Source organism: Pseudomonas sp. GW821-FHT02B10 (assembly GCF_059421865.1).
In genome coordinates, this window is the sequence record NZ_JBWKVU010000007.1 from 57,581 (window position 1) to 84,414 (window position 26,834).

Annotated in this window: 29 protein-coding genes, 1 tRNA gene and 1 pseudogene; 19 read left to right on the forward strand and 12 right to left on the reverse strand. The window is 58.4% G+C overall.

The window, feature by feature from the left end:
• Positions 1-8: 8 nt before the first annotated feature.
• Positions 9-1,058: a tRNA preQ1(34) S-adenosylmethionine ribosyltransferase-isomerase QueA gene (gene queA / locus AC07VU_RS16630; protein WP_007929508.1), complete on the reverse strand. Its 1,050-nt coding sequence runs from the start codon at positions 1,056-1,058 to the stop codon at positions 9-11.
• Between the two features lie 108 nt (positions 1,059-1,166).
• Between queA and AC07VU_RS16635 the strand changes: the two genes are divergently transcribed.
• Both AC07VU_RS16635 and AC07VU_RS16640 read left to right on the forward strand, forming a co-directional pair.
• Positions 1,167-1,251, forward strand: a tRNA-Leu gene (locus AC07VU_RS16635).
• 138 nt (positions 1,252-1,389) lie between these two features.
• Complete coding sequence (locus AC07VU_RS16640; protein ID WP_495030150.1) at positions 1,390-1,917, forward strand: hypothetical protein; 528 nt, start codon at positions 1,390-1,392, stop codon at positions 1,915-1,917.
• A 718-nt stretch (positions 1,918-2,635) separates the two neighbouring features.
• Here the strand turns inward: AC07VU_RS16640 and AC07VU_RS16645 are convergent.
• On the reverse strand, positions 2,636-2,887 hold the full coding sequence (locus AC07VU_RS16645) for a hypothetical protein (RefSeq protein WP_495030151.1): 252 nt from the start codon (positions 2,885-2,887) through the stop codon (positions 2,636-2,638).
• Positions 2,888-3,017: 130 nt separating this feature from the next.
• Between AC07VU_RS16645 and AC07VU_RS16650 the strand changes: the two genes are divergently transcribed.
• Positions 3,018-4,352: an AAA family ATPase gene (locus tag AC07VU_RS16650; protein WP_495030152.1), complete on the forward strand. Its 1,335-nt coding sequence runs from the start codon at positions 3,018-3,020 to the stop codon at positions 4,350-4,352.
• The gene (locus AC07VU_RS16655) at positions 4,345-4,995 is read left to right on the forward strand and encodes an RloB family protein (RefSeq protein ID WP_495030153.1); all 651 of its coding nucleotides are present in this window, start codon (positions 4,345-4,347) and stop codon (positions 4,993-4,995) included. The genes AC07VU_RS16650 and AC07VU_RS16655 overlap by 8 nt, the downstream gene beginning before the upstream one ends.
• A gap of 119 nt (positions 4,996-5,114) precedes the next feature.
• Here AC07VU_RS16655 and AC07VU_RS16660 read toward each other — a convergent pair whose 3' ends face one another.
• The gene (locus tag AC07VU_RS16660) at positions 5,115-6,086 is read right to left on the reverse strand and encodes a hypothetical protein (protein WP_495030154.1); all 972 of its coding nucleotides are present in this window, start codon (positions 6,084-6,086) and stop codon (positions 5,115-5,117) included.
• The gene (locus AC07VU_RS16665) at positions 6,059-6,763 is read right to left on the reverse strand and encodes a hypothetical protein (protein WP_495030155.1); all 705 of its coding nucleotides are present in this window, start codon (positions 6,761-6,763) and stop codon (positions 6,059-6,061) included. Before AC07VU_RS16665 ends, AC07VU_RS16660 begins: the two co-directional genes overlap by 28 nt.
• Positions 6,764-6,860: 97 nt before the next feature.
• On the opposite strand from AC07VU_RS16665, the pseudogene AC07VU_RS16670 reads away from it, so the two are divergent.
• Positions 6,861-7,064, forward strand: a pseudogene (locus AC07VU_RS16670) (polyphosphate kinase 2); the annotation flags it as partial.
• A gap of 65 nt (positions 7,065-7,129) precedes the next feature.
• Here AC07VU_RS16670 and AC07VU_RS16675 read toward each other — a convergent pair.
• The gene (locus AC07VU_RS16675; protein WP_495030156.1) at positions 7,130-8,473 is read right to left on the reverse strand and encodes an ATP-binding protein; all 1,344 of its coding nucleotides are present in this window, start codon (positions 8,471-8,473) and stop codon (positions 7,130-7,132) included.
• Positions 8,470-9,180, reverse strand: a complete 711-nt coding sequence (locus tag AC07VU_RS16680) for a response regulator (protein ID WP_009045463.1) — start codon at positions 9,178-9,180, stop codon at positions 8,470-8,472. The genes AC07VU_RS16675 and AC07VU_RS16680 overlap by 4 nt, the downstream gene beginning before the upstream one ends.
• Positions 9,181-9,348: 168 nt before the next feature.
• On the opposite strand from AC07VU_RS16680, the gene AC07VU_RS16685 reads away from it, so the two are divergent.
• The 5 genes from AC07VU_RS16685 (at position 9,349) to AC07VU_RS16705 (ending at position 12,878) form a co-directional block, all read left to right on the forward strand.
• A complete protein-coding gene (locus AC07VU_RS16685) occupies positions 9,349-10,137 on the forward strand; it encodes an MlaA family lipoprotein (protein WP_062824734.1) in 789 nt (262 codons plus the stop codon).
• Positions 10,124-10,399, forward strand: coding sequence for a hypothetical protein (locus AC07VU_RS16690; RefSeq protein ID WP_087090035.1), 276 nt, complete (start codon positions 10,124-10,126; stop codon positions 10,397-10,399). The genes AC07VU_RS16685 and AC07VU_RS16690 overlap by 14 nt, the downstream gene beginning before the upstream one ends.
• Positions 10,400-10,511: 112 nt before the next feature.
• On the forward strand, positions 10,512-11,978 hold the full coding sequence (locus tag AC07VU_RS16695) for a PAAR domain-containing protein (protein ID WP_495030157.1): 1,467 nt from the start codon (positions 10,512-10,514) through the stop codon (positions 11,976-11,978).
• Entirely contained in the window at positions 11,975-12,361 is a 387-nt protein-coding gene (locus AC07VU_RS16700; protein WP_274304546.1) for a hypothetical protein, read from the forward strand. Before AC07VU_RS16695 ends, AC07VU_RS16700 begins: the two co-directional genes overlap by 4 nt.
• Before the next feature lie 193 nt (positions 12,362-12,554).
• Complete coding sequence (locus tag AC07VU_RS16705; RefSeq protein ID WP_259697082.1) at positions 12,555-12,878, forward strand: hypothetical protein; 324 nt, start codon at positions 12,555-12,557, stop codon at positions 12,876-12,878.
• 416 nt (positions 12,879-13,294) lie between these two features.
• Here the strand turns inward: AC07VU_RS16705 and AC07VU_RS16710 are convergent, their stop codons facing one another.
• The 3 genes from AC07VU_RS16710 to AC07VU_RS16720 form a co-directional block, all read right to left on the reverse strand.
• Positions 13,295-13,759: a GIY-YIG nuclease family protein gene (locus AC07VU_RS16710; RefSeq protein ID WP_123411132.1), complete on the reverse strand. Its 465-nt coding sequence runs from the start codon at positions 13,757-13,759 to the stop codon at positions 13,295-13,297.
• A gap of 72 nt (positions 13,760-13,831) precedes the next feature.
• Positions 13,832-14,386 carry a hypothetical protein gene (locus tag AC07VU_RS16715; protein WP_274304547.1) on the reverse strand — a complete coding sequence of 185 codons (555 nt, stop codon included), beginning with the start codon at positions 14,384-14,386 and terminating at the stop codon, positions 13,832-13,834.
• Positions 14,387-14,432: 46 nt separating this feature from the next.
• Positions 14,433-15,260, reverse strand: coding sequence for an NYN domain-containing protein (locus AC07VU_RS16720; protein ID WP_277589539.1), 828 nt, complete (start codon positions 15,258-15,260; stop codon positions 14,433-14,435).
• Between the two features lie 373 nt (positions 15,261-15,633).
• Here AC07VU_RS16720 and AC07VU_RS16725 point away from each other — a divergent pair, with 373 nt between their 5' ends.
• From AC07VU_RS16725 to AC07VU_RS16755, 7 genes are all read left to right on the forward strand, one after another.
• The gene (locus AC07VU_RS16725) at positions 15,634-16,131 is read left to right on the forward strand and encodes a PAAR domain-containing protein (protein WP_495030158.1); all 498 of its coding nucleotides are present in this window, start codon (positions 15,634-15,636) and stop codon (positions 16,129-16,131) included.
• Between the two features lie 3 nt (positions 16,132-16,134).
• On the forward strand, positions 16,135-16,866 hold the full coding sequence (locus AC07VU_RS16730; protein WP_495030159.1) for an alpha/beta hydrolase: 732 nt from the start codon (positions 16,135-16,137) through the stop codon (positions 16,864-16,866).
• Positions 16,863-17,393, forward strand: a complete 531-nt coding sequence (locus AC07VU_RS16735) for a hypothetical protein (protein WP_495030160.1) — start codon at positions 16,863-16,865, stop codon at positions 17,391-17,393. Before AC07VU_RS16730 ends, AC07VU_RS16735 begins: the two co-directional genes overlap by 4 nt.
• Positions 17,394-17,530: 137 nt before the next feature.
• The gene (locus AC07VU_RS16740; RefSeq protein WP_495030161.1) at positions 17,531-19,480 is read left to right on the forward strand and encodes an alkaline phosphatase D family protein; all 1,950 of its coding nucleotides are present in this window, start codon (positions 17,531-17,533) and stop codon (positions 19,478-19,480) included.
• A 102-nt stretch (positions 19,481-19,582) separates the two neighbouring features.
• Positions 19,583-20,173 (forward strand): DedA family protein, encoded by a 591-nt coding sequence (locus tag AC07VU_RS16745; protein WP_495030162.1) that lies wholly within the window; start codon positions 19,583-19,585, stop codon positions 20,171-20,173.
• Between the two features lie 122 nt (positions 20,174-20,295).
• Positions 20,296-21,546 (forward strand): 2-aminoadipate transaminase, encoded by a 1,251-nt coding sequence (locus AC07VU_RS16750; RefSeq protein ID WP_495030163.1) that lies wholly within the window; start codon positions 20,296-20,298, stop codon positions 21,544-21,546.
• Positions 21,547-21,693: 147 nt separating this feature from the next.
• Complete coding sequence (locus AC07VU_RS16755; RefSeq protein ID WP_277589544.1) at positions 21,694-21,933, forward strand: hypothetical protein; 240 nt, start codon at positions 21,694-21,696, stop codon at positions 21,931-21,933.
• A 9-nt stretch (positions 21,934-21,942) separates the two neighbouring features.
• Here the strand turns inward: AC07VU_RS16755 and AC07VU_RS16760 are convergent, their stop codons facing one another.
• Entirely contained in the window at positions 21,943-22,764 is an 822-nt protein-coding gene (locus AC07VU_RS16760; RefSeq protein WP_495030164.1) for an amidohydrolase family protein, read from the reverse strand.
• 74 nt (positions 22,765-22,838) lie between these two features.
• Between AC07VU_RS16760 and AC07VU_RS16765 the strand changes: the two genes are divergently transcribed.
• A complete protein-coding gene (locus tag AC07VU_RS16765) occupies positions 22,839-23,195 on the forward strand; it encodes a hypothetical protein (RefSeq protein WP_125738109.1) in 357 nt (118 codons plus the stop codon).
• Entirely contained in the window at positions 23,179-24,453 is a 1,275-nt protein-coding gene (locus tag AC07VU_RS16770; protein ID WP_277589546.1) for a glycoside hydrolase family 68 protein, read from the forward strand. Before AC07VU_RS16765 ends, AC07VU_RS16770 begins: the two co-directional genes overlap by 17 nt.
• A 227-nt stretch (positions 24,454-24,680) precedes the next feature.
• Here the strand turns inward: AC07VU_RS16770 and AC07VU_RS16775 are convergent, their stop codons facing one another.
• Entirely contained in the window at positions 24,681-25,775 is a 1,095-nt protein-coding gene (locus AC07VU_RS16775; RefSeq protein ID WP_495030165.1) for a polyamine ABC transporter substrate-binding protein, read from the reverse strand.
• Between the two features lie 105 nt (positions 25,776-25,880).
• A complete protein-coding gene (locus AC07VU_RS16780) occupies positions 25,881-26,696 on the reverse strand; it encodes a carbon-nitrogen hydrolase family protein (RefSeq protein WP_495030166.1) in 816 nt (271 codons plus the stop codon).
• Positions 26,697-26,834 lie beyond the last annotated feature (138 nt).

A 26,834-nucleotide genomic window follows, 5' to 3' on the forward strand; every position in this document is an offset into this window, starting at 1 on the left:
GGTGCGACTCATGCTTGATCCTCAGGGCCGCGTGGCGCGGGATTGCGGGTGATGAACATCGCATCACCGTAGCTGAAAAAGCGGTATCCATGCTCGACGGCAGCCTTGTAGGCGGCCATGGCCTCGGGGTAACCGGCGAACGCCGAAACCAGCATCAACAGCGTGGATTCGGGCAAATGGAAGTTGGTGACCAGGGCATCGACCACATGGAACGGCCGGCCCGGGTAGATAAAGATGTCGGTGTCGCCGCTGAACGGCTTGAGCACGCCATCGCGCGCCGCGCTTTCCAGGGAACGCACACTGGTGGTCCCCACCGCCACCACCCGACCGCCGCGCGCGCGGCAGGCGGCTACCGCATCCACCACGTCCTGGCTGACCTCCAGCCATTCGTTGTGCATATGGTGATCTTCGATGCGCTCCACCCGCACCGGCTGGAAGGTCCCGGCGCCGACATGCAGGGTCACGAACGCGGTCTCGACGCCCTTGGCGGCAATCGCTTCCAGCAGCGGCTGGTCGAAGTGCAGCCCCGCGGTCGGCGCGGCCACCGCGCCCAGGCGCTCGGAGTACACGGTCTGATAACGCTCGCGGTCCGAGTCTTCGTCCGGGCGGTCTATATAAGGAGGCAACGGCATATGGCCGACGCGCTCCAGCAGCGGCAGCACTTCCTCGGCAAACCCCAGCTCGAACAGGGTGTCGTGGCGGGCCAGCATCTCGGCCTCGCCACCGCCGTCGATGAGGATCTTCGAGCCCGGTTTCGGCGACTTGCTGGAGCGCACATGCGCCAGCACACGGTGGCTGTCGAGCACCCGTTCCACGAGGATTTCCAGCTTGCCGCCGGAGGCCTTCTGGCCAAACAGGCGCGCCGGAATCACCCGGGTATTGTTGAACACCATCAAGTCGCCCGGGCGCAAATGCTCAAGCAAATCAGTGAATTGACGGTGGGCCAGGGCGCCAGTGAGCCCATCCAGGGTCAACAGGCGGCTCGCGCGACGCTCGGCCAGGGGATGGCGGGCGATCAGCGAATCAGGGAGCTCGAAGGTAAAGTCAGCAACACGCATGATGGGGTTCGTCTAGCAGGGCCGGAAAGTTTAGCGGAAATAGCCAAAATTGACCATGAAACCTGATTGACCAACGGTAGGCACGTATCTATACTTCGCCGCCATTGAGCCCTGATGGCGGAATTGGTAGACGCGGCGGATTCAAAATCCGTTTTCGAGAGAAGTGGGAGTTCGAGTCTCCCTCGGGGCACCAGCACAATGAAGAAAGGCCTTGATTTTCAAGGCCTTTTTTTTCGTCTGGCGTAAATGTGGCGTAGTGGCCGCCACTTTTCACCGTGTGGGGTAGCTAAGGCGGACGATTCAACTCTAAGAAAATATCGGGAGCGGGACTATGGCTGGATCGAGAAGAAACGAGATCGTAATCGCCGTCATTGGCCTGGTCGGAGTCATCTTCACCGCCGTTATTTCGAACTGGGACAAGATCTCCCCGTCCACGGCAAATTATCCGGTGTCCAGCGACGATATCAACGTCCAGGCTCAGTACTACATAGAGTCGACAGGTTTACGAGCGACCCTAGAGGCATTCGAGAAAACGAGAGTTGAACGCTATCGACGTGAGTACAAGGTCTCAGCCGAAGAGGCGGATTGCATGATCGATATGGGCATCCCCGCTGCTCAACTGGTCAGTATCGCTACGAACGTTCTGAAGGCGCATTACACGCTTGAAGAGCTAAAAGAGATGAACCGCATTGCATCACTTCCTCTCATGCGGAGAGTGACTGAAAAGCAACCCGCGATCGGGTTGGATCTCTTCAAAGGCATTGAGGAAGCGGGCGAAAGAGCGCGTCGACGGAATTTAGCGATCGCAGGCGGGGCGAGGAAGGCCGCTCAGCAGAGTACCGCATGCCCAGCGCACTAGGGCCACTGCAAGACTCTGAATGGGTGGCTGCGCATAGGCCGTAACTCTCAAATGTGCAGCGCGTGAATCTGCGTGCGGCACACACCCTACGCGACGGAAAATTTTTTCCCTGCCCTATGCTCAAAAGCACGTAAGAAGTGTAAGTGAGAGATGTAGATTCTCTGTATCCTTTATAGATAAAGGGATAGAGGTCTCTCTATTACTGTAAGTGAACTGTCGGAAGGCTGTTTTTCCCTAACAGTCGGCACCTGTAAGTAGAAATTCCCCCAAGCCCTTGATTTACAAGGCTTTCAGCGCAGTCAAAATTCACCATACAGTTTCCTACACCCCCACTGTAAGCGGCGATCCCCAATGAATCCGGGGTGTTGAGCCGTTTTCTAACACACCCAACACCACTTACACGTTTGGAAGGGACTACCCAAGAAAGTGTTTTTGGCGATCGACCAAGCCTGGCAGTGATCCGCTCCTGAAATCCGGCACTGTGTGTGAGACTTTGAAACGCATCAAATAACCCGAAACCCTTGATCTGTGCGGGCTGCAGCGAAATTCTACGTCCCGCGAAGTCAGTCAGGTCTCAGGCGTAAAAGACCTACGCCCGCCGGTAAAATCTGCTGAAACCCGAGTTTTCAAAGTCTTCGACCAATCAAACCGGGCACTTCAGCGACTCTCCCCCCGCTGCCGCTCCTTGCGCCTCTGTGCAAGCGCGCTGCATTTCTCTTCAAAACTTTGCACATTGTGAAACGCCCGCCTTGCTGCGAAGCCCCACGGCCCGCCTGGGCTGCAGGATCATTTGCACTACATCCCGATTTGCACAAAAAGAGGACGCAAAGCCCGTCGGCGGGAGGGGGATAAGTGATTTCTCATCCAGATTTTTCTTCAAACGTAGAAGTTCTGGTCGAACGGCATAGCTGCCACGGATGTTGTCGAGTTGAGCGGACAAAGCCATGATTGCGCCCTCTTGGCTGCTCATGGCGGAGACGATCAGATGAAAACACTGCCCATATCAAAATTGACGCCAAGAAAGCTACCGACATCGCGCACTCAGGCGGATTTGCTGCTAGATTGTTCCCAAATCGATTCAAGCTGCGACGGATATCCATGTGATCATTGACTTCACCATCCACAATTTCCGGTCATTTCGGGATACGACTTTGTTCAGCATGTCCGCTGAGCATCCTAAATCAGGGCATCTTGAAAATATCGCTTATCCCCTTGACGACAGCCAAGGAGTCTTTAAGACAGCCGGTATCTATGGTGCGAACGCCTCAGGAAAATCAAACGTACTGCGTGCGTTCCGGGCGCTGCAGTGGATCATTGAGGAGTCGGGAGACCTAAAAGAAGACGGCCGCATCCCATGTTATGAGCCGTATCGTTTATCCGATGAAGGAACGGCCGACGCTGTAACGTTCGAAGTAGAATTCATCGCCCCTGACAACTTTCGCTATATTTACTTCGTCAGTTTTAATCAGTTCGAAATCCTAAGCGAAAGCTTAGACTTTTACCCTTCTCGTCAAAAAGCAAACCTTTTCAAACGAACAAAAACTGACACATGGAACACCATCACCTTTGGCAGTCACTACAAAGGCGGCACTAAACGACTGCCACTGTTTAAAAACAACAGTTACCTTTCAAAAGCGGGAAACAATGCATCCGCGCCGGAAACGATCAGGGAAATCTACAGCTACTTTCGGAACATTTTAATCTTCGGATTTAAAATGACTTTATCAGTAGGCGAGATTTTCGAAGACGACAATTTGCTTAAAAAAACAGCAGATCTAATCAGCCTGTTTGACACTGGAATTGTTGAGATCACAAAAAAAGTCAGCAAACGCGACCCTCTAAAATTTCTACCTCAAGGTATTCCTGAAGATTTAAAAACAGAAATTATAAAGCAAAACAAATATGACTTCTTATTTGGCCACCAGAAGGCCAACGGCGAGCTTGTGTATTTTCGCGAATCGGAAGAATCGGACGGAACCCGAAAACTTTTTAACATGCTCCCCGCAGTAATTGCTTCTTTAGAAACGGGTTCAACAATGATCGTTGACGAACTCGACAATAGTTACCACCCCCACATTGCAGAACTAATTATCAGGTTATTTAACGACCCAAAAACAAACATCAACAACGCGCAGCTAATCTTCACTACGCACAACATCACCTTAATGTCTCATAAACTGTTGCGACGTGACCAGGTGTGGTTCACAGAGAAACACGGCGGAGTTTCAAAACTTTATTCACTTGACGAGTTTGACAAGCGAACTGTGAAAATCAATAGCCCATTCAGCCAATGGTATGACGAAGGAAGGTTTGGTGCGGTTCCGCATCTAAACTACTCAGGAATTGTCGAAACATTAACTCGTGACTATGACGAGCCTCAGGATTTTTTTGAACAGTTAGACTTAATTGATACTACGGGGGAAAATGATGGCTAAGCCCCGTCCGAAGAAGTCAAGACAGCTTCAAAACAGAATGCACATTTACTGCGAAGGGGCTAAAACAGAACCGACTTACATACAAAGCTATATCGACCGAATCAATGATCGTTCTCTGCGAGAAGTGGTGAAAATTGAACCATGCCGGAAAAATACTCCAACTCAACTAGTTGATCTCGCAGTCGAGCAAAAGAAAAGCAGGTCTTGCCCGGAGGGTGATGTCTTCTGGGTTGTTTATGATCGCGAGTCACCTGATCAATACTCAGACAAGTTACATGATCAAGCATTTGAAAAGGCACATGCGCATGGGGTATTCATTGCGCTATCGAACGTTTGTTTCGAACAATGGTTGCTGCTTCACTTCACGGACAGCGGGGCGCCGTATAGATGCTTTAACGACCTGCTAGCAAGAAGCAACCTTAAAACAGAGTTTAAAAAGCAAACAGGTCGTGACTATGACAAAGGTTCAGACAGTTGCGAATACACACCAGAACAAATAAATAACGCACGAGCTAGAGCAACGTCAATAAATGAGCGAACACTCAGGGCAGCTCCAAACAATCGAAACAAGCCGCACCACCTTAATCCATACACTGATATGCCTAAGCTTTTAGATGCGATAGACCATTTCGGGCGAAATTAAAAATAACAAGCTCTTCGCGCTCTTCGCGAGCTCAACGCACAATAACGCAAGATAATAAATTTCAGATCGAAAGCAGCTATTTACTTTACATTTTCTATGAACGTCCCCCAAGAAGCTCACTACAGTGTGATTTCTTCTACCAAAGCTCCAAAAGCTGCAGCCTTTTTTGAGTTAGCCAAGAAAAGGCTTGAATTACTTGGCACCTGGTTCGGTGCGTGAACATGGTTCGCTATTTGCCATCCTAACTCCTCAATCAATTCGAGAGTGCTACTTACAACTGCAAATATATTTACCTGCTCTGAACCTATCCAAGTCTTTGGAGACTGCAGAGACTGGCTCATTTTGGCCATGCTCTCACGCAATCCTCCGATCCGCTCCTGCATATCCCCACCCACTGTCGCATTGTGCTTCTGACCGACAACCAAGTTCAGATCCCGCCCCGTCGCCTGGTGCAGATCGTCCACCGCTGCCAAACTCGCAGATCCACCCGACAGCAATTTGACCGCGCCCAGCGCCTCGATCGTCTTCACACCACCCACCGTCTCGGTCGAATGGTCGTCGACGGCCCGCGTATGACTCTGGAACTGCTCGCGGTTGTCCAAGGCTTCAACTTCGCGCTCGATCGCTTGATCCCGGATCTTGCCATCGGTCTGGCGTAACCAGTTGCCGTCGGCGTCGACGCGCTGCTGGGCGGTGCCGCTGTGCTGCCACACCTGGTCACCCTTCGGCACCTTAGGCATGCTCAGGCCGTGCGGAAGGATCGACTGAATGTAGGGCTTGTTCGGCAGGCCGTAGGCGAAGCACACCACCACCCGCGTGCCCTCCTCCGGAAAGGCGTAAATGCCCATTTCCTCGCCACCGGTGGGCAGCGGCAGCGGTACACCGGTCAGCGGTGGCATGGCCGGATCTGGCGCGTCGTCGGGGCCGAGAACAACAATGTCCACGGCGTAGCGCGGACGGAAGTCGTCGCACAGTCCAGCGTCCGCCGGCGCATCGGCCACGGCAGTGACCTGGGCGAATCGCGGCAAGTGATAGCCGCCAGTGAGTTCGGGAAATTGGCGCTCTACAGCGCGGCGGATTGCGTCTTCCATCGGATAGCCATCTGGTCATTGGCGAGCGCCACACTGGTGACGCGCTCGCCGGTGTTGATCGTTGCACCTGGTCGTAGCCCGGGAAGGGCGGCGACCATCGCGCTCTGGTTGCCCTGGTAGCCGTCGAACAGCTCCGTGGGGATTTGCAGCGGCGCCCGGGCGCCAAAAAAACTATCGGCCCAACTGCCGGCGAACACTTCGCCGTTGCCCAACTGGTGCCAAGTGAAGTCGGGAATGCTGAACACACGGGCCAGACTGTCCATCGCCTGGTATCCGGCGGCGAGGCTGTAGAAATACGGTGCTTTCACGCCGGCATAGAGTTGATCCGGAACACGAAAACGCAGCCCGGTTTGCTCACTGATAGCGGCCAATACGGCACGTAGGTCGACGTGGCGCAGGTTCAGCGGCAAGGGGTTGGCCAGCACAGCGGCCAGCTCGCGGCAGAACAACACCTGCTCCACGGCGTTGGCGGCAGTGCAGCGCTCGACGTAGCCGATGAAATGGCGCTGCAGCGTCCGATCGTTGTAGCCGATATCCAGCGTGACCAAGCCCTTCAGCGTCTCGGCAGACTGAACGGTAAAGTTCGCCCGCCCTGGACTGGTGGCGTCCAGGCGAACGTCTTCTTTGACCAAGGGAACCGGCGCGCCATTGATCGACAGAACTTTGTGCAGCTTCACGTCTGCTCACTCCCCAGCCACTTGTCCACACGGCCCAGCACCTTTTCAAAGCCGCTCAATTCCGGACTGTCGCCAGAGCCAGAGCCGGGGGCGGAACTCGGACGACAAGAAGCGCGCGCGGATCAACTGCATCCGCCACTTTCTGCACTCCCTCGACTATCCGGGCAAGAACCTGCGCGTGGCCCATCAACCTGACCCGGTGCTGGTCGGCCGGGCGTCGCGGGTGATGGAGGAAGACGAGCGGGTGTACAACGAAGCGGCCGCGGAGCCGGTGCGCAATCCGCAGGCGACACTCGCCTAAGCAGCCAGCCTTGAAGCGGGCCCCGCTCCAGGATCGCTGAAAGATCCTGAAGCGGGGCCAGCCAGCTAGATACCCTGCACCGGCAACAATACACAGGCCTGCAGCCCGCCACCGTCACGGTTGCGCAAGCGCAGTTCGCCGCCATGCTCCAGCACGATCGCCCGCGCCGCGGAAAGCCCCAGGCCGACGCCGCCGGTGTTGCGGTTGCGTGAGCTTTCCATGCGGAAGAACGGTTCGAACACCTGTTCCTGCCACTCGACGGGAATCCCCGGCCCGCGATCCAGCACACAGACCTTCACCTGCTCGGCATCCGCCACCACTTCAATCGCCGGTTCGCTGCCATATTTGATGGCGTTTTCCAGCAGGTTGCTCATGACCCGCTTGAGTCCCAGCGGGCGGCCGAAATACACCAGGCGCGGCGGGCCGCTGAACGCGATGTCGATGGACTGGTCGCGGTAATCGTCGACCAGGGTTTGCAGCAGTTCCGCCAGATCGAAGGACGTCGCCTCCTCCAGCCGCGCGTCGTCACGGAAGAAGTCCAGGGCCGAGTTGATCATCGCCTGCATCTCGTCGACGTCATGGAACAGCCTGCGCTGCTGCTCGGGGTCCTCGATGAACTCGCCGCGCAGGCGCATGCGCGTCAGGGGGGTACGCAGGTCATGGGAGATCGCGGCGAGCATCTGCGTGCGGTCCTTGATGAAGTGCTGCAGCTGGGCCTGCATGGCGTTGAACGCGAGGATCGCCTGGCGAATCTCGTGGGGCCCGACCGGCTCGATGGGCGGTGCGCGAAAGTCCACGCCAAAGCGCCGCGCGCCCAGGGCGAACTGCTGCAAGGGCCTGGCCAGGCGGCGGGTGGCGATCAGGGCGACCAGGACGGTGGACAACAACACCAGCCCGATCACGATCAGGTTACGCGGCCCCTCGTCCAGCCCCCAGTTGCGCGAGACCGAGGAGAACATCAGCCAGGAGCCGTCGCTCATCTGGATCAACAACGCATAAGGTCCGCCCGGCTCCGGCCAGTCGCTGGGCTGGTAGGCTTCAATGTGCCCTGCCCCCGGCCTGAGCAGTTGCTTGAGTTTCGTCGAACCCTCGCGGTACTCCGGCTCATCGACTACCGGTACCTCGATGTCCCGTCGCGTGGGGTGCCAGGTCACGCTCAGGCCGTGGTCGCTGACCGACTCGGTCAGGCGCTCGCGTTGCAGCGGCTGCGAGGCGTCGATCAGATTGCTGATGGACGCGATCTTTTCCACCAGGCCGGATTCGCTCAACGGTGGCTTGGCCCAGACCCCGGCCAACTGCACGAACAGCGCATTGAAGGCCAGCGCGGTGAGCATCGCCATCAGGGTGGTCAGGGCGATCCAGCGGGCAATGGTGTCGCGCGGGCCGCCCGGTCTGTGTCTTGCTCTCATTGGCGGGTCACGCTGGGGGTGAACAGATAGCCGCCATTGCGCACCGTGCGAATCATCGCCGGGCGCTTGGTGTCGAACTCCAGCTTGCGCCGCAGGCGACTGACCTGCACATCGATGCTGCGGTCGAAGGCGTCATGGGCCTGCCCGCGCGCCAGGTCGAGCAACTGCTCGCGGGTGAGGATGCGTTGCGGATGCTCGACGAACACCAGCAGCAGGTCGAACTCCCCCGCCGACAGCGGGATCATCACCTGGTCCGGCGAGCGCAGCTCACGGCGGGTCAGGTCCAGTTGCCAGTCGGCGAACCGGATCAACGGGCGCGGCACCTCCCCGGTCACCGGCCGACTCTCCCCGGCCCGACGCAGCACCGCGCGCACCCGGGCCAGCAACTCGCGGGCATCGAAGGGCTTGCTCAGGTAATCGTCGGCGCCCATTTCCAACCCCACCACGCGGTCGCTCAATTCGCCCATGGCGGTCAGCATGATCACCGGCACGGCGTGCTGCTGGCGCAGGCGCTGGCACAGGGTCAGGCCGTTTTCCCCCGGCAGCATCAGGTCGAGAATGATCAGGTCCGGCACCTGCCGCTCCAGCGCCGCCCACAGCGAAGCGCCCTCGGTGGCGACTTCCACCGAGTAGCCGTGTTGCACAAAAAATTTCTTCAGCAGCGCGAGGACCTCAAGGTCGTCGTCCACGATCAACAGACTGCTCACCAGTGTGTATCACTCAAGCTCGGAATGAGCTGTCATTCAAAACCATTGGACGCGGCCCGTCATATATTTCAACGCGGTAACAAACCGACAACCACGCAATAAAGCAGACATCTTTAAGCAAAACGCCCATGCCAGCATCGGCCTCCCTGTTCCCAAGGTCCGCCGCCCATGCGCTCATTCCTGTGTTCCGCCCGCCTGCCTCGTCATACCGCCCTGCTGCTGTCCCTGTCCTACCTGGCGGGCTGTACCAGCCCGGGCCCCACTACCCAAATCGCCTGCGCGAAGGTCGACTATCCGATCTATGACCCCGCCGAGCCGGTCAACCGTGGCGTGTTCGCCTTCAACAAGGCCGTCGACGACTACGCACTGGCACCGGTCGCCCGCGGTTACCGCCATCTGCCCGACTTCATGCAACAGGGTGTGCACAACTTCGCGAGCAACTTCGGCGAGCCCAAGGTCTTCATCAACGACCTGTTGCAGGGCAACCCGCAGCGCTCGGTCAACAGCCTGGGGCGCTTTGCGGTCAACACCACGGTCGGCGTGCTCGGCCTATTCAACGTCTCGGACCCGCTCGGCATCCCACGTCACACCGCCGACTTCGGCCAGACCTTCGGCGTGTGGGGCATCGGCAACGGTCCCATCGTCGAACTGCCGCTGTTGGGCACCGACAACAGCCGCGACTCCGTGGGCAAGATCCTCAACTTCGTGGTCTCCCCCTTCGGCGACAACAGCGACACCGTACAGACCCTGGGCACCGTCGCCATGGTCGGCGGCGTAGTGGACGGTCGCGCCGCCCTGCTGCCGCTGACCGACAGCCTGAAAACCATGCCCGACTACTACAGCGCCCTGCGCGACGTGAACGCCGAACACCGCGCCGCCTTCGTGCAGGAAGGCAAGCAAGGCGCCACCAGCCCCGCGAAAAACCGCTGTGAAGGAGCAACTCATGATGACTTCTGAAACCGACGCCCTGGTCCTGCTGCAACGCGTGGCCAAACACGGCGACGCCTCCCTGCAATGCCGCGAAGTCAGCCTGCGCCTGTCAGACGACCAGCAACACCTGACCCTCAGCCGCTACAGCGAGCACTACAGCCCCGAAGGCCTGGAATGGGTCGAACGCCAACACCGCATCAGCGTGACCGAGCTGATCCGCTGGGTGATCAAGCAGGGGGAGCCGCAGGTGTTGGTGCGAGGGGCGGACAGCGGTCTTGCGTCGTTATGAGTCGGCGGGTCTGAGGCCAGCCGAGGAGATAGGCATTTCAGGATCGCCTGATTCAGCAGCCTGATATTCGTCGTTACGTTCGAGGGCCCATCCCTCACCAGGAACGTACGCCATGGCTTTTGTCATCAGGGAAGGCGACCCCACCACAACCGGCGGCAAGGTTATTGCCGGCTCGGCCACCACCTTTGTCGTGAATCAACGAGTGGCCCGCATTGCCGACCCGGTCTGGTGCCCCGTATGCCAGACGGTAGGTTTTATCGCCGAGGGCCATCACACCTGGGTGGATGACCAGCAAGCCACGGCGGTGGAAGGTGGTCTTGTGCAATGCGGCTGCCCGACCGGGGCCAACCGGCTGGTCGCCACTCAGTGGACGGTCTGCTCCGGGAACCAGCCGACCATCCCCCTCGACAGCGATCACGTTGGGCCGGCGGTGATCAATACCCAGCGCTGGGCCGACGCCATTCATAAGGGCTACCCGCAAAACGAGTTTGCCGATGCGGTGCCGCGGGATCAGGTGCGCGGCCTGAGCGTTGCTCACGGCGATATCGTTTCACCGCCGTTGTCCGTGCAGGACACGCAGCATCTGGTCGAGCCGGGTTTTCATATCGTGCAAACGCCCATGAGCCGAGCGGCGCTGGAGACGGTGCTGTTCGGTCAAGCCGATAAGGCGGTGCTGGAGAAATTCCGTCGGCTCAATCCTCAACTCTCAAACGATGCCAAACCTGGGCAACTCGTCGTGCTCAGTCATCCCGACAACTACCAATGCACTCGCGAAGAAGCGCTGCTGATGGAAGCGGCGGAAAAGGTCAGCGCGGCATTGGCATCCCTGAGCGATGAGGAAGCGGCTTTTATGCTCAAGCACCGGGCGCAGGTTGAATCGATACTGTCCTATGGTTCGACTGCTTTAAACGTTACTGCGGCAGCAGCGGGCAATCATATAAACGGCTTGAAAGGGACCTTGCAGGACATCGAAGCGCTCCACCAAAACTTCTTCCTGCGGGATGGGCATCTGCGCAGCGTCGAGTTCTTTAGTGAAAGGAGAAAGCTGTTTGCACAACTGGACGCCAAGCTGACGTCCATCACGAAAATGAGCATTGCCTTCCCTGATCATCCGAGTCTTAAAAGCGCCTTGGGGATTTCCAGCCAAAGCTTGGTACATCGCTGGACCCAAGCGGGCGCAGTGGGGCAAATACCGGGGTACGCTACACATATTGAGGGTGTATCCAGAGCATCCAAGGTGCTTCAGTGGGGCGGTTGGATTGGGGTTGCTCTAGGCGGTGGAGCCTCTTATGTGAAGGTGCAGGATGTTTGTTTGGCGGGAAGCAAGAAGGCGTGCGAGAAGGTGAAGTTCACTGAGGCCGGAAGTTTTATTGGCGGGGTAGCTATCGGATCAATCGCTACTCCCTTCATACATTCCGGTGCGGCGACTGTCTGTGCGGCAGTTGCAGCCTCCACAGGAGGTGTTGGTGGCGTCATATGTGGCCTGGTATTGGTCGGTGGGGGTGTTTATGTAGCCGGTAAGGCGGGTGAGCGCTTCGGAGAGTATTCAGGGAAGGTTATTTATGAGGTCGGGAAATGAGTAACGTAACGACTGCCGAAATTGTGCTGGTCTCTTTTGGTTGTATAACTTTCCTCGGGGCCTTCATTATGATCGGTGTGCACCTCTATTGGATTCGCACTCATCTAAATGAAGCGCTTGCATACTTCAAAAACAGCAAAATAGTAAATCAGCAGAGGGCTTTTCTATATTTTGGAACCTGGGGAAAAATGGCGTTAATCGGAGGGATAGCAGGGTTTTTGACATATTCCAGTTATTTTATCAAAAGGGGTCTACTAGATGCTGACGAGGTAAACAACTTCCCTGAGCCGCTCAAAAAAAAGCTGATCGCCTCACACTATATTCTGGGGGGACTGCTGACAAGCTTCTTCATCGAATATATAGCAATGCGACTAATCAGATAACAAAAACAAACGACACACAGAATCAAAGTCAACACAAAAGTTAAAGTCCCACAGGCATTAGAATTGGCAATAGACAAACCAAGAGCGAGAAAACTTAAAACCCCACCCACAAAAAGGAAAAACAAACCTGATTAGCTCCCCACATGATTTTTTTGTTGCTGTATGCGCCCTGACTTTTCTTGGAGTATTCAGCATGGCAGGTACCTATCTTTATTGGGGGTACACCCGCATGGAGGAAATACTTGGCCACGTTAAAAACTGCAAGGCAATAACCGGGAGCAGGTTCTATCTTCACATGGGCCCTTGGGGAAGGCTTGTAATGGTAGGCATGGTGGCAGGCTTTTTAGCACGCCCTACTTCCCATATTAAAAAAGGCATATTGGACGCCAACGAGATAGATACTTTCCCCCAGCCGTTTAAAAGAAGGCTCATCGTATCGCACTATATTATATGGGGGCTTGGGGGAAGCATGCTGTTATCGGTTAGCGCGATGAAAGCGATTGAGCTTTTCACCTGAATACAAAAAAGACCCTTTAAGGGCCTTTTGGCATCCTGCCCTCTCTCTCATAATATCTGGCCCCTGCCTCACGATGTCTTTCTGCTAATTCCTGATGTCGAAGCGTTGTTTGCAATGCGGTCATTACAGCAGCTAATACACTCATTACCCCAACCCTAACTACCACCAAAACCCGATCTGCTGCTGCATTGTTGCAAAAACTGTTGTTTCAACAATCGCTGAGAGCGCTACCGTTGGAACAGCAAGCCAAAAATGAATTCTTGAGTAACGCAAAGCCGCTCGATAATGCCCAACAGCTACGGCAGAAGTACGCTCATACCATTGCTGAGCACCAAACAAATATCATCACGACCACCCATAAATCAGCCTCAGCATAAAAACAAAAAGGCAACCCTACCCACCAAACAAAAACAACATCAAACGCGCCGACCTCTAGAGTTAAATATCGGAGCAAAACCTCTAACTATTGATTCCTCAACTTCTTTACGCCCAATCAATATCGGAAGAATAACAACCCTGAGATTCTCTTCCATATATTTTGTAACCAACACCTCAACATCCTCCGGAAATTTATCTTTGGCACTTACCCTAGTAACACCTTCCAGATGGGAAAACTTAGCCTTCCCGAAAGACCGGCGAAAGGAATGATTTACGGTTTTAAACAAGTCTTGCATACGAGCTTTAAGAGAACCTGTCTCACCAACATAAATCAAAGCATCGTCTTCATAAATACAGTAAACACCAGGATCTGCCGAGTAAACTTCAGAGCGACTGAGTGACAAAGAGTTACTGGACTCAGTCAAATATAATTCCATCTTTTCGAAGCATCGAAAAAACGCATCAAAGTCCACTTCTGTCAAATAATCAGAAAAAGCGGTCACATACACCTCAAGCAGCCAGAACAGCTATCTGATAGAAAACCAATCACCTCACTGACTCCCAACTGAATACACTCACCTTGGAATAACAATCGGAATCACCATCGGCGTAGGCCCTGCCGGCGGCATCATCATTCCTTCGCTCTTCACCACAGTCACTCCGCGCTTCTTGATGGTCTCGTACACGCGCTCCGTCGCCGCCGTGTCGTGATAGCCACCGTCATCGATCATCACGCTCAACGCGCTCTGACGGCGCTGTTCGATCAATTGCACCTGGTTGGTCCGGAAGTACGAATCCAAAGCGACCTTGCTCAGGGTCGACAGGTCGACCCGCAGGATTTCCTTGTACTTCAGCGCCGTGGCGTCCCAACCCTGGACGTAGAGTTCGTCCTGGGTCAGGGCGAAGGTGCAGAAGTGGTAGGTGCCGGTGGTAGAGCCCGGAGTGGAGATCAGTAGCGAGCAGCGACCGTGTTGCAGGATCGGTCCCTTGATGTCCGGGAAGTCTTTGCTGACTTGAGTCGTGAACTGCGTGCGATCGTAATAGATGGTGGCCCTGTCATAGGGTGTGGTGTTGCAGCCTGACAACAGAACGGTCGCGCCGATCAACAAGCTGGCACAAAGGTTACGCATGGATCACTCCTGGGAAGGTCAATCGAATCGGTCGTGGCCGGCCAACTCAGCGAACCTGCTGGTCGGGGGCTCTATTTTTGTTGCGCACGTACAACACCGCCCCGCCGGTGGGCGAGCCGCCACGGGTGTCCAGGTCAAACCATTTGCTCTGGCTACGGATCAGGCCACTGAGTTTGGTGTGGCCGTACAGCCGGGAGTCGAAGGCGGGACGCACCTTACTGATGGTGGTGCCCAACATGGCCAAGGGTGCCCAGCCGTCCTCTTCGGCGATGTCATCGAGGATCTTGGCGATGAACTCCACCGGTACTTTTGCCGGACTGCTAGAAGATGAAGCGGCTGGTTGTTTGCCCGTCTCCTCGATGGGACCGGGGGTGACCTGGGCCTTATCGCCCTGGGCGGCGGTCTCAGTGACATCCTGGGGCCGGAGAATTTCGGTGTAGATAAACTTGTCACAGGCCACGACAAAGGGCTTGGGCGTTTTCTCTTCGCCGAAGCCATATACCGTCATGCCTTCCTCGCGCAAACGCCCGGCCAGACGCGTGAAGTCGCTGTCGCTGGACACCAGGCAGAAGCCGTCGAAACGCCGGGTATAAAGCAGGTCCATGGCGTCGATGATCAACGAACTGTCAGTGGAGTTCTTGCCCTTGGTGTAGGAGAACTGCTGGATGGGCTGGATCGAATGCTCCAGCATCAGCTTCTTCCAGCCGCCCAACTGCGGCCCGGTCCAGTCGCCGTACATGCGCTTCACACTGGCGATGCCGTACTTGGCGATTTCCTCGAACAGCGCCTCGACAATTGACGCCTGGGCGTTGTCGGCGTCGATAAGCACGGCGAGGTGTTTTTGCTGGTTCGAGTGCGTGGACTTGGTGGCCATGGTTCATCCTTGAAAGGTGGCAGCTAGGGTAGAACGTCTTCCTTAATAAGCATGAAGAGCCGGACCACGGCATTTTTTGGGGGCCGTAAGCAGAGGCGCTGGGGATCGAAGCTACTATTTTGCCATCGCGCCGTCCACCACCGACTACCGGAAGACGTTCAAGGGAGATTCGCTGATAAATCTCAGGACAACCAAGCACTGAAGGTTGAGCTGAATGACGCTCAAGTACCTGTGTAACTCCACTCGGTTCAGATCAGCCGCGTCAGGCTCACTCTTATGCAAAATAGCTTTCCGTTCAGGTTTGAAGAACCTGCTCGGCTACTGCATCATGCGCGCCCCAAAGGGATGACTCGCAACACTTCAAGGACCGATCATGAGTGGCAAACCCGCTGCCCGCGTCAGCGATCCAACCGCCTGCCCGCTTCCCGGCCACGGCACCAACCCTATCGTCACGGGTTCGCCCAATGTCATTTTCGACGGCCTGGCCGCCGCTCGAAAGAGTGACCAATCAGCTTGTGGCAGCCCGATAACCGGGGCGGTTTCCAGCACTGTATTCATCAATGGCTTGAATGCCGCCACGCTGGACAGCACCGGCGGGCACGGCAACATCATCATCGGGGGCTCCGGCACCGTCATCATTGGCGACACCGTGGTCAACGCTCCCTTCTCCGGGCTCCTACCCATGCCGGTGAACTTCACTGACCGTTTGAAGCTGGTGAACGATGTAACGGGCGAACCGATGCCCAATCATGCTTACGTGATCCAACGGGCCGATGGGCGCCTTGAGCATGGGGTTTCGGATGTCGCTGGTTTCACCCATGAAATCAGCTCGCATGTTGCAGAAAGCATCAAGTTGTTTTTGGAAGAGTGACGCATGGAAGCCAACACCATTACCTCGGCAAACGGTAAACCCGTCAAGTTGAAAGCCGAGCACACGCTTACGGATAAAAAAGACAAGAGTGACAAAGTCATTCCTATCGAGAGCACCAAGGCCATTGTGTTTTTTGTCGGGGGTGCAGGGGATAAGGAAAGCTATTATTTCTCTGGTCCCTACGCCAACATCAATGAGGCAAAGAGACCTCTAGATGACCGGGCGGTACAACTCCAGTTACAAGGCAAGTACCGGTCTGAGTGGCTGGGGTACAACGAAATCAGAGGAAAAAAAGATATTCAAAAAAATGTGCTGAATATCATTCCGTATAAGTCTTGCCCTATCTATATAATGGGCCACAGCCTGGGTGGTTGGAATAGCGGGCACCTGACCAGCATCATGGCCAATTGGGGCTACACCATCAAAATGCTGGTCACTCTCGACCCTGTAGGCGAGGGTGCACTGGTATGGCTCGGATCAGATATTTACGGATCAGTGCCAACTCCCGTCGCCGAGCAGTGGATAAACATCAAAGCCACACCCTCCAATCCCGATAGATCGGATGGCGTCGCTAACTTTGGGGAAAAATGGTTAATAAGCAGCGGGCCTGACCTCAATGTAAGCATGAATACAAACCATGCTAATGCACTCGGCATGTTCACCGGGGCCATTGCAGGTCGAAAGTCCGCTTGCGACCTGATTTTCGAGTCCATTACAAAGGAGTTCAGCAAATGAAAAAAATACTGCTCCTGCTATTAATCGCCATTTGCTCATCCTGCGCCAAAGATCATGGAAAAGTAATCGCCGATCTGACTTTCCTCTCTATCGAACGAAAAGATGATCTTCCGCTGTACACCATCCATTACAACTCGAACGTAAAACTACTAAATCTCTACGGTGAGGGTGTAAGAGACGGGATAGCTGCAGCGTTTTTCATCTGTGCCTTAGGTGATGACCAAGACCTATCCGTTGGTCATACCCCCATGTACTATGCCGCCGGCTTGATTAAAGAGGATGCTATTCAAACTTCAACATCAGCATCTAACTTCACGACTCGACTACCACTTTACGAAACACCCAACAATGGACAATCCAATACTTTTCTTTCCCAAAGCAAACTGAATGAGCTTTTAGCCAACAAACAAAGTATCCCCTGCAAAGCCGTCATCACCGCCTATGGCTACAAAGCCTACTACTCCAACACCTTGCAATTACCCGTTGCCGAACTCCTTCGGGGAATCAATAAACCCGAGACCCCGTAACCCCCTACGAGCACCGCGCAGTTCTTACCCCCCTCTGCGCGACTCCCCCCAAGCAACCCAAGCACTCGCTGACAACTCTTCGACACTGGCTGCGGTACTATCCCCGCCTCCGTTTGCCGCAAGAGCCTCGAACCTGCATGTATCAACCGTCGCCATCGACCGCTTCCAGCATCGCCTTGCCCTGCGTCCTCGCCGGCCCCCTGCTGCGCCGCCTGGAACCCACGCGGCTGGTGCTGTGGCTGGCGGGCTCGCGGGCGCTGGAGCTGACGTTGCGTTTGCAGGCAGGCAGCGAGGCGCAAATCCGCGACTACCCGCTCAGCGCCGAGCAGTGCCAGGTGATCCCGGTAGGCCAGCACGCTTTTATCCACCTGATCGATCTGCCGCTGGACAATCCCCTGCCTTGCGATGTGCGCATCGACTATGACCTGCTGATCGCCAACGCCGACGGCTCCAGTTCGGGTATCGCCGAGTGGGCGCCGCATTTGCTGTATGGGCAAAAGCAGCAGCCGGATTTTGTGCTGCACAGCCGCATCCAGCAGTTGGTCCACGGTTCCTGCCGCAAGCCCCATCATTCGGCGGACGAGGGTTTGCTTTGCGTCGATCGCCTGCTGGCGGAAACAGCCGATCCGCAACAACGCCCTGCCCTGCTGCTGATGACCGGCGACCAGGTGTACGCCGACGACGTGGCCGGGCCGATGCTGCGGGCGATTCATGCGCTGATCGAGCGCCTGGGCTTGTTCGGCGAGCATCTGGAAGGCGCGGTGGTGAGCGACAGCGCCGCGCTTTACCGGCATCGCGCCAGTTATTACAAACGCGCCGAATTGCTGCCGGCGCTGAAAAGCAACGAGACCCTGCGCGAGCGTTTCTTCGGCGGGGTGAAGAAGCCGATCTTCACCAGCAGCAGCGCCGACAACCATTTGGTGACCTTTGCCGAAGTCATGGCCATGTACCTGCTGGTCTGGTCACCGCTGCCCTGGCGCCTGATCGATCCACGACCGCCACAGCTGGATGCCAAGGAACAGCAGCGCTACCAGCGCGAACAACTGCGGATCGAGGCTTTCGCCAAGGGCCTGGGCGGCGTGGCGCGGGTGTTCGCCCACCTGCCGAGCCTGATGATCTTCGACGACCACGACATCACCGACGACTGGAACCTCAGCGCCCAGTGGGAAGAAACCGCCTACGGCCACCCGTTTTCCAAACGCATCATCGGCAATGCGCTGATCGCCTACATGCTGTGCCAGGGCTGGGGCAACAACCCGGATGCCTTCGCCACGCCGCTGCAACACACCCGCGCCCTGAGCGCCGAGGCCCAGGGCGATGCGCTCTACCTGGACAGCACCACCCAGGACACCCTGATCGACGAATTGCTGCGCTTCCAGCAATGGCAATACACCCTGCCCACCACCCCGGCGCTGGTGGTGCTGGACACCCGCACCCGGCGCTGGCGCAGCGAGTTCAACCTGGCGCAGCCCTCGGGCCTGCTCGACTGGGAGGCGCTGAGCGAGCTGCAACATGAACTGCTGGATCACCCGTCGGCGATTATCGTGTCCCCGGCGCCGGTGTTCGGCGTCAAGCTGATCGAGACGGTGCAGAAGGTCTTCAGCTGGTGCGGTCACCCACTGCTGGTGGACGCGGAAAACTGGATGGCCCACCGCGGCGCGGCCCAGGTGATCCTGAATATCTTTCGCCACTCGCGCACCCCGGGTAACTACGTGATCCTCTCCGGCGACGTGCATTACTCCTTCGTCTACGAAGTGCTGATCCGCCACCGCAAGGGCGGCCCGAAGATCTGGCAGATCACCAGCAGCGGCATCAAGAACGAGTTTCCACCGACCCTGCTGGAATGGTTCGACCGCCTCAACCGCTGGCTGTATTCGCCACGCTCGCCGTTGAACTGGTTCACCCGCCGCCGGCTGATGCGAGTGGTGCCCTACAGCCCCGAACATCGCGAAGCTGGCGAACGGCTGTGGAACTCGGCGGGCATTGGCCAGGTGTTCTTCAACGACAACGGCCAGCCCCGGGAGATCTACCAGCACAACGCCAATGGCGCGCCGAAAACCCGGATGCTGGCGCCGGAGGAAGACTAAACCCCGCCGAGCGATTCGCAACAACGGATTCGCTCGGACACGCTATGGTTCAGCCGGTTGATCGCACCACCCCATTAACTCTTCAAAAGCTCCCGGATTCCCATGTTCGAACACCTCGACCTGCATGCCCTGCTCGCGACCTACGGTTACTGGGTGATCGTCCTCGGCTGCCTGCTGGAAGGCGAAACCGTGCTGATCCTGGGCGGCATGGCGGCGCATCAGCAAGTGCTGGACCTGTGGGTGGTGATTGCCGTGGCCACGGTCAGCGGGATGTTCGGCGACCAGTTGCTGTTCTGGAGCGGGCGGCATTTCGGCGGGCGTTTGTTGCCGCGCCTGAAGGGCCAGCAGGCCGCCATCGAGCGGGTGAGCGGGCTGATCCGGCGTTACCCCTCGACCTCGGTGCTGGCGGTGCGTTTCATGTATGGCATGCGCTGGGTCGGCCCGGTGGTGATCGGCGCCAGCGGTCTGTCGCCGCTGCGTTTCACCCTGCTGAACATGCTCGGCGCGCTGCTCTGGGCCACGCTGTTCGTCTGCGGCGGCTACTGGGCCGGCGATGCGCTGGAGCATCTGTTCGGTGATTTGAAGCCTTATCGCCTGCCGATTGTCCTCGGCGTCGTGGTGCTGGTGGTGCTGGTCGCCCTGCTGCGTCAGCGCCGGGCCAGGGCCAGGAACGCCGCGCCGCTTAACGGCTGATCCCGCCCCCACCCCACATCCGGAATTTTCATACTGACCCCCGCACTTTATTTCGTTTGCGGCCCCACCCCGCTCTTGGCTTAGATAGCCCGCATGTTCCAGGCAGACAGAGCCCTTAGCCCATGAGCAGCGAAAGCATCAGCCAGTCGATTTCCATCGTTCACCCCATCCGCCTGAGCCACGGCAAGAATGCCGAGGTGTGGGACGAGAATGGCAAGCGCTACATCGATTTCGTCGGTGGGATCGGCGTGCTCAACCTGGGGCATTGTCATCCGCGGGTGGTGGCGGCGATCCAGCAGCAGGCCACCCGGCTGACCCACTACGCGTTCAACGCGGCGCCCCACGGGCCCTATGTGGAGTTCATGGAGCGGCTGGCGCGCTTCGTGCCCTTGAGTTACCCAGTCAGCGGCATGCTCACCAACAGCGGCGCGGAGGCGGCGGAGAATGCCTTGAAGATCGTCCGGGGCGCCACCGGGCGTACGGCGGTGGTCGCCTTCGATGGCGGTTTCCATGGCCGCACCCTGGCCACCCTCAACCTCAACGGCAAGGTCGCGCCCTACAAGCAGAAGATCGGCGTACTGCCCGGCCCGGTGTATCACCTGCCCTACCCGAGCGCGGACAACGGCGTGACCTGCGAGGAAGCGCTGAAGGCCATGGACCGGCTGTTCAGCGTGGAGATCGACGTTACCGAAGTGGCCTGCTTCATTGTCGAGCCGGTGCAGGGCGAGGCCGGCTTCCTGGCCCTGGACGTCGAGTTCGCCCGTGCCCTGCGACGCTTCTGCGATGAACAAGGCATCCTGCTGATCGCCGATGAAATCCAGTCCGGCTTCGGCCGCACCGGCCAGCGCTTCGCCTTTTTCCGCCTGGGGATCGAACCGGATCTGGTCTTGCTGGGCAAAAGCATCGGCGGCGGTGTGCCGCTGGGCGCGGTGCTCGGACGCAAGGCGCTGCTGGACAACCTGCCCAAGGGCGGCCTGGGCGGCACCTATTCCGGCAACCCCATCGCCTGCGCGGCGGCCCTGGCGACCCTGGACGAGATGAGCGATCACAATCTGCAAACCTGGGGCGAACGCCAGGAGCAGGCCATCGTCAGCCGCTACCAGCGCTGGCGGGCCGAGCGCCTGACGCCTTATCTAGGGCGCCTGAGCGGGGTTGGCGCCATGCGCGGCATCGAGCTGGTCAAGGCCGACGGCTCGCCGGCCCCGGAGCAACTGAGCGCGCTGCTCAGCGCCGCGCGGGACGCCGGCCTGCTGTTGATGCCCAGCGGCAAGTCGCGGCACATCATCCGCCTGCTGGCGCCGCTGACCATTGAACCGCAGGTGCTGGAAGAAGGGCTGGATATTCTCGAGGGCTGCCTGGCGCGGTTGGCATGACACCGCGCGTTTGCACAAAAGCCGCTCGCCATGGACACTGGCGCCCCTCATGCCATCGACAAGGAAGCGCAACATGACATGCCCCAGCTACAGAGAGCGGCCCACGGCCGCCAGCCCAGGAATCTTCGGCCGCGGCGAGCAAGACTCATGAAGCAGTACATCCCCTTTCTACTGCTATACCTGCTGCTGATGCCGCTGTACTACTGGATGAAGCCTTACCCGCTGAGGAAATGGACAGGCTTGGCCATGGGTCTGGCCGGGCTGCTGTGGATACTGTTCTTGCCCCTCATATTGGGCGATATCGATACCGGGCTGGCCGCCGTGGCGCTGGTGACCATGGGCAGCTCGCTGTTTTTCAGCCGACGCCGCTACCAGGACCACGCCTGAGGCGCTGCGTTACAAGCCGAACACCCGCCGCGCATTGCCCTGCAGGAACTTGTCCCGCACCGGCTCCGGCAGCTCCAGGGCCTGGACCTGCTGCATGCATTTGGCGAACGGCAACTGCGGGAAATTACTGCCGAACAACACCTTGTCCTGCCCGTAGCTGCGCATGAAATGCAGCAGCTGCGGCGGGTAATAGGCCGGCAGGTAGGCCGAGGTGTCGATGTAGATATTGTCGTGCTTCCAGGCCAGGCCGATCATCTCGTCGGTCCAGGGATGGCCGATGTGCCCGGCGACGATTCGCAGTTCCGGGAAATCCAGCGCCACCTCATCCAGATAAGGCACCGGCCGCCCGGTTTCCGAAGGCATCAGCGGGCCGGTGTGGCCGACCTGGGTGCAGAAGGGAATGCCCAGCTCCACGCACTTGGCGTACAGCGGGTAGTACAGGCGGTGGTTGGGCGGCAGTTTCCACAGCCAGGGCACGATGCGCAGCGCCTTGCAGCCCAGCTCGCCCACCGCCCGCTCCAGCTCGGCCAGCGCCGCCATCGGCCGGCTCAGGTCCACCGTGGCCACGCCGACGAAACGTTCGGGATAGGCACGGGTGAACGCGGCGATTTCATCGTTGCTGAACACCCAGCGCTCCGGCCGGCACCAGGCCGCCAGCATCAGCTTCTCGACCCCGGCCTGGTCCATCAGCTCGACGGTCTGCTCGATGCTCAGCGGCTGGTCCAGCCAATGCGCGGAACCTGACTTCTCGAACAGCCGCGCCACCTCCGGCAGCAACAGCCGCGCCCGGCCGTTGGCCGGTTGTGCCCATGCGTCGATTGCACCCTTCATGAGAGCTATCCCCCTCTGCTGACCGTGATTCAGGCGACGAGGGCTCAGGCTACGTCCGCGCCATGACAGCGACAATGTTCGCAGCGCTCGGCGGCGTTGACCGATCCGCCCAGGTTCGGCGCCCACCCTTTACCTGGTTCCGTCTCCCTCCTTTCCCCTTCCCTGCCCCTCGGACCGACCAGCGGTTCCAAGCACGCATTTTGCTGGCATCGTCGCTGATCAGGCCGAAAAACAAACTTCTGGAAACACAACAAGCTGAAACGTATCAGCTCCAGCAAAAACGGCAATTATGCATAAATGCAAATTTACCCTTGACCCGAAAAATCGCCTCGCTTAAGGTGAAATTGCTGTATGCACATACAGTATTTTTTGATGAGCATTTATGTGAATCCATTCACGGACGAGGTATTACCTATGAAAAGCAACACTGAAAAATTCGGCAAAACACCCCATCAACCCAGCCTCTGGACTCGCGCCGATGCGCTGAAAGTCCATGCGGACGATCCCACCACGACCCAGCCACTGGTCAGCGCGGATTTCCCGGTATTGAGCAACGAGGTGTTTATCTGGGACACCATGCCGCTGCGCGACCTGGACGGAAACATAACCTCCGTCGACGGCTGGTCGGTGATCTTCACCCTGACCGCGGATCGTCATCCGAACGACCCGCAGTACATCGACGAAAATGGCAACTACGACATCACCCGCGACTGGAACGACCGCCATGGTCGGGCAAAGATGTACTACTGGTTTTCCCGTACCGGCAAGGACTGGGAACTGGGTGGCCGGGTGATGGCCGAAGGGGTTTCGCCCACGGTTCGCGAATGGGCCGGCACGCCGATCCTGTTGAACGAACAGGGTGAAGTGGACCTGTACTACACCGCCGTCACGCCAGGCGCGACCATCGTCAAGGTGCGCGGCCGGGTGGTGACCACCGAGCATGGCGTCAGCATGGTCGGTTTCGAGAAGGTCAAGCCGCTGTTCGAGGCCGACGGCAAGATGTACCAGACCGAAGCGCAGAACCCCTTCTGGGGCTTCCGCGATCCATGGCCGTTCCGCGACCCCAACGACGGCAAGCTGTACATGCTGTTCGAAGGCAACGTGGCCGGCGAGCGCGGCTCGCACACAGTGGGCGAAGCAGAAATCGGCGACGTGCCGCCAGGTTATGAAGACGTCGGCAACTCCCGTTTCCAGACCGCCTGCGTCGGTATCGCCGTGGCCCGTGACGAAGACGGCGACGACTGGGAAATGCTGCCGCCGCTGCTGACCGCGGTCGGCGTCAACGACCAGACCGAACGCCCGCACTTCGTGTTCCAGGACGGCAAGTACTACCTGTTCACCATCAGCCACACCTTCACCTATGCCGACGGCGTGACCGGGCCGGACGGGGTGTACGGTTTTGTCGCCGATTCGCTGTTCGGTCCCTACGTGCCGTTGAACGGTTCCGGCCTGGTGCTGGGCAACCCGTCCTCCCAGCCGTTCCAGACCTACTCGCACTGTGTGATGCCCAACGGCCTGGTGACCTCCTTTATCGACAGCGTACCGACCGACGAAAGCGGCACGCAGATTCGTATCGGCGGTACCGAAGCACCGACGGTCGGGATCAGGATCAAAGGGCAACAGACCTTCGTGGTGGCTGAGTACGACTACGGTTACATCCCGCCGATGCTCGATGTAACGCTCAAGTAATAGCGACACAGGGCGTTCAGGCAGCGGGTTCGAGTTCGATGAAGAACCCGTTGTGGATATGAATCGAGGTATCCCGCCTGGCTCACTGCGACTTTGCTCAGGAGCTTCATTGAACAATGCGTAGTACCGACCCTTCGGAACTGGCTACACGGATGTAGCCAGTTCTGCTCCTTCCTTGCGTGACGCCCCTTTCCCCTTGGCCAGCATGGCTGTCCACTCCCCCCGGCTCAGCTCCCGGTCTTGACCTTGCTCCAGACCCGGGTACGCACCCGTTCCATTTTCAGCGGCAGCGGTTCCAGCGGGAACAGCGTGGCCATCACTTCCCTGGACGGATAGACACCCGGGTTGTCGCGGACTTTCTGCTCCACCAGCGCCGTGGCATCGCGGTTGGCGTTGGGGTAGCCCAGGTAGTCGGAAGACTGGGCAATCACTGACGGACGCAACAGGTAGTCGATGAACTTCAGGCCATCCTGTGGGTGCGGCGCGTCCTTGAGCAACACCAGGTTCTCCACCCAGACCGGCCCGCCTTCGCGCGGAATGCTGTAGACCAGACGGCGGCCGTTGTCAGCCTTCTGCGAGGCGACCTGGGCATCGAACACCCCGCCGCTCCAGCCCACCACCACGCAGACGTTGCCGTTGGCCAGGTCGGAGATGAACTTCGACGAATCGAAGTAGCGGATATGCGGCCGGACCTTGAGCAGCAAGGTCTCGGCCTTCTTGTAATCCTCGGGGTTCTGGCTGTTGTAGGGCAGGCCCAGGTAATGCAGGGCGATGGGGATTATTTCGTTCGGTGCATCGAGCATGGCCACCCCGCACTGGCTGAGCCTGGCCAGGTTCTCTTCCTTGAAGATCAGGTCCCAGGAGTCCACCAGCGCCTGGTCGCCGAGTAGCGCCTTGACCTTGTCGACGTCATAACCGATGCCCGTGGTGCCCCACAGGTAGGGTGCGGCGAAGCGGTTGCCAGGGTCGTTGCTCTGCACCTTGGCCAGCATCTCGGGGTCCAGGTGCGACCAGTTGCCGAGCTGGCTGCGGTCCAGTTCCTGGAGCACCCCGGCCTTGATCAGGTTCGGCAGCAGGTCGCTGCTGGCCACCACCACGTCATAACCACTGCGCCCGGCCATCAGCTTGCTTTGCATCACGTCGCTGTTGTCGAAGGTGTCCTGCAGCACGCTGATGCCGGTTTCCTTGTGGAACTGTCCGGGCGTGTCCGGGGCGATGTAGTCGTACCAGTTGTAGAAATGCACGCTCGGTTCGGCGGCCTGGGCCGTAGCGAAACCGAACAGTGCGGCCAGGGCCAGGGGCAAACAGCGGATAGCTTTCATCTGAGGACTCCGAGCGTTGGCACCCGCCCAAGGGACGTGCGCCTCGCCTGCTGATTATGGATTGTTATGGCAGGGCCGAAAGCGGCGGAAAAACAGCGATGGGGTTTAAGGGATCAACAGCTCGCGACGGCCATCGGCGTGCTCGACGTATTCGCCGGACAGTTGCAGACGCCGGTCGTGCAGGTAGTCGTAATCGCGGCGAGCGGCCTTGAGTTGCCCGAGGTCGAGCTGCACCACCTGCCGGCACTCGTCGCGGCCGGCCTCGAACAGCAGCCGGCCGAAGGGATCGACCAGCGCGCTGCCGCCGGCGAACACCAGGCCGCCGGTGCCGCTGCCGACGCGGTTCACCATCACCGCGAAGGCCTGGTTCTCCTGGGCACGGGCCATGATCGCGGTGCGGTGCACCGGGCCGTAGGGGTCCATGTTGCCGTTGCTCACCAGAATCAGCTCGGCGCCCAGTTGGCCGAGGGCGCGGGCGCTTTCCGGCAGTTCGATGTCGTAGCAGATCAGCAGGCCGACCCGCACGCCCCGCCAGAGCACGGTGGTGTAACGGTCACCGGACTGGAACAGGCCGCGCTCGTCGGGCCACAGATGAGTCTTGCGATAACTCGTCGCCACCCCTTCGGGGGTGACCAGCAGCGAGGTGTTGTAGTAATGGCCGGCGGCTTTTTCGGCGATGCCGACCACCACCGCGACCCCCTTGGCACGCACCGCCCGCAATACGGCCTGGATACTCGGCCCGTCCAATGGCTCGGCGACCTCGGCCAGTTGCTGCTGGTTGGCGAAACCGCTGATCTGGGTTTCCGGGAAGACCAGCAGGTCGATGTCGTCATCACAGTCGGCAATGCCCTGCAGGACCCGCTCGAGGTTGTAGGCCGTGTCGCCGTCACGACCGGCCAGTTGCATCAGTTCAATCTTCATCGTGGATCCTTTGAAGTGTCGGCAGGTCTCCGGACGCCACATGGGTGTCACCCGCCAGGGCTGGTGGCGAGTATGGAGGGGATGCAGCCGCGCGGTAATCACTGCAAAGGAGTACCCCGCCAGGGTTAGCTGGCGGGA

Excerpts from the sequence above, each read along its gene's own strand:
- AC07VU_RS16745 (WP_495030162.1), top strand. The coding sequence starts at position 19,583 with ATGTTCGAACACCTCGACCTGCATGCCCTGCTCGCGACCTACGGTTAC.
- AC07VU_RS16755 (WP_277589544.1), top strand. The coding sequence starts at position 21,694 with ATGAAGCAGTACATCCCCTTTCTACTGCTATACCTGCTGCTGATGCCG.
- AC07VU_RS16780 (WP_495030166.1), bottom strand. The coding sequence starts at position 26,696 with ATGAAGATTGAACTGATGCAACTGGCCGGTCGTGACGGCGACACGGCC.
- AC07VU_RS16660 (WP_495030154.1), bottom strand. The coding sequence starts at position 6,086 with ATGGAAGACGCAATCCGCCGCGCTGTAGAGCGCCAATTTCCCGAACTC.
- AC07VU_RS16640 (WP_495030150.1), top strand. The coding sequence starts at position 1,390 with ATGGCTGGATCGAGAAGAAACGAGATCGTAATCGCCGTCATTGGCCTG.
- AC07VU_RS16760 (WP_495030164.1), bottom strand. The coding sequence starts at position 22,764 with ATGAAGGGTGCAATCGACGCATGGGCACAACCGGCCAACGGCCGGGCG.
- AC07VU_RS16735 (WP_495030160.1), top strand. The coding sequence starts at position 16,863 with ATGAAAAAAATACTGCTCCTGCTATTAATCGCCATTTGCTCATCCTGC.
- AC07VU_RS16695 (WP_495030157.1), top strand. The coding sequence starts at position 10,512 with ATGGCTTTTGTCATCAGGGAAGGCGACCCCACCACAACCGGCGGCAAG.
- AC07VU_RS16765 (WP_125738109.1), top strand. The coding sequence starts at position 22,839 with ATGTTCGCAGCGCTCGGCGGCGTTGACCGATCCGCCCAGGTTCGGCGC.
- AC07VU_RS16645 (WP_495030151.1), bottom strand. The coding sequence starts at position 2,887 with ATGAGCAGCCAAGAGGGCGCAATCATGGCTTTGTCCGCTCAACTCGAC.
- queA (WP_007929508.1), bottom strand. The coding sequence starts at position 1,058 with ATGCGTGTTGCTGACTTTACCTTCGAGCTCCCTGATTCGCTGATCGCC.
- AC07VU_RS16700 (WP_274304546.1), top strand. The coding sequence starts at position 11,975 with ATGAGTAACGTAACGACTGCCGAAATTGTGCTGGTCTCTTTTGGTTGT.
- AC07VU_RS16740 (WP_495030161.1), top strand. The coding sequence starts at position 17,531 with ATGTATCAACCGTCGCCATCGACCGCTTCCAGCATCGCCTTGCCCTGC.
- AC07VU_RS16725 (WP_495030158.1), top strand. The coding sequence starts at position 15,634 with ATGAGTGGCAAACCCGCTGCCCGCGTCAGCGATCCAACCGCCTGCCCG.
- AC07VU_RS16705 (WP_259697082.1), top strand. The coding sequence starts at position 12,555 with ATGGCAGGTACCTATCTTTATTGGGGGTACACCCGCATGGAGGAAATA.
- AC07VU_RS16720 (WP_277589539.1), bottom strand. The coding sequence starts at position 15,260 with ATGGCCACCAAGTCCACGCACTCGAACCAGCAAAAACACCTCGCCGTG.
- AC07VU_RS16770 (WP_277589546.1), top strand. The coding sequence starts at position 23,179 with ATGAAAAGCAACACTGAAAAATTCGGCAAAACACCCCATCAACCCAGC.
- AC07VU_RS16675 (WP_495030156.1), bottom strand. The coding sequence starts at position 8,473 with ATGAGAGCAAGACACAGACCGGGCGGCCCGCGCGACACCATTGCCCGC.
- AC07VU_RS16690 (WP_087090035.1), top strand. The coding sequence starts at position 10,124 with ATGATGACTTCTGAAACCGACGCCCTGGTCCTGCTGCAACGCGTGGCC.
- AC07VU_RS16730 (WP_495030159.1), top strand. The coding sequence starts at position 16,135 with ATGGAAGCCAACACCATTACCTCGGCAAACGGTAAACCCGTCAAGTTG.
- AC07VU_RS16685 (WP_062824734.1), top strand. The coding sequence starts at position 9,349 with ATGCGCTCATTCCTGTGTTCCGCCCGCCTGCCTCGTCATACCGCCCTG.
- AC07VU_RS16715 (WP_274304547.1), bottom strand. The coding sequence starts at position 14,386 with ATGCGTAACCTTTGTGCCAGCTTGTTGATCGGCGCGACCGTTCTGTTG.
- AC07VU_RS16775 (WP_495030165.1), bottom strand. The coding sequence starts at position 25,775 with ATGAAAGCTATCCGCTGTTTGCCCCTGGCCCTGGCCGCACTGTTCGGT.
- AC07VU_RS16750 (WP_495030163.1), top strand. The coding sequence starts at position 20,296 with ATGAGCAGCGAAAGCATCAGCCAGTCGATTTCCATCGTTCACCCCATC.
- AC07VU_RS16655 (WP_495030153.1), top strand. The coding sequence starts at position 4,345 with ATGGCTAAGCCCCGTCCGAAGAAGTCAAGACAGCTTCAAAACAGAATG.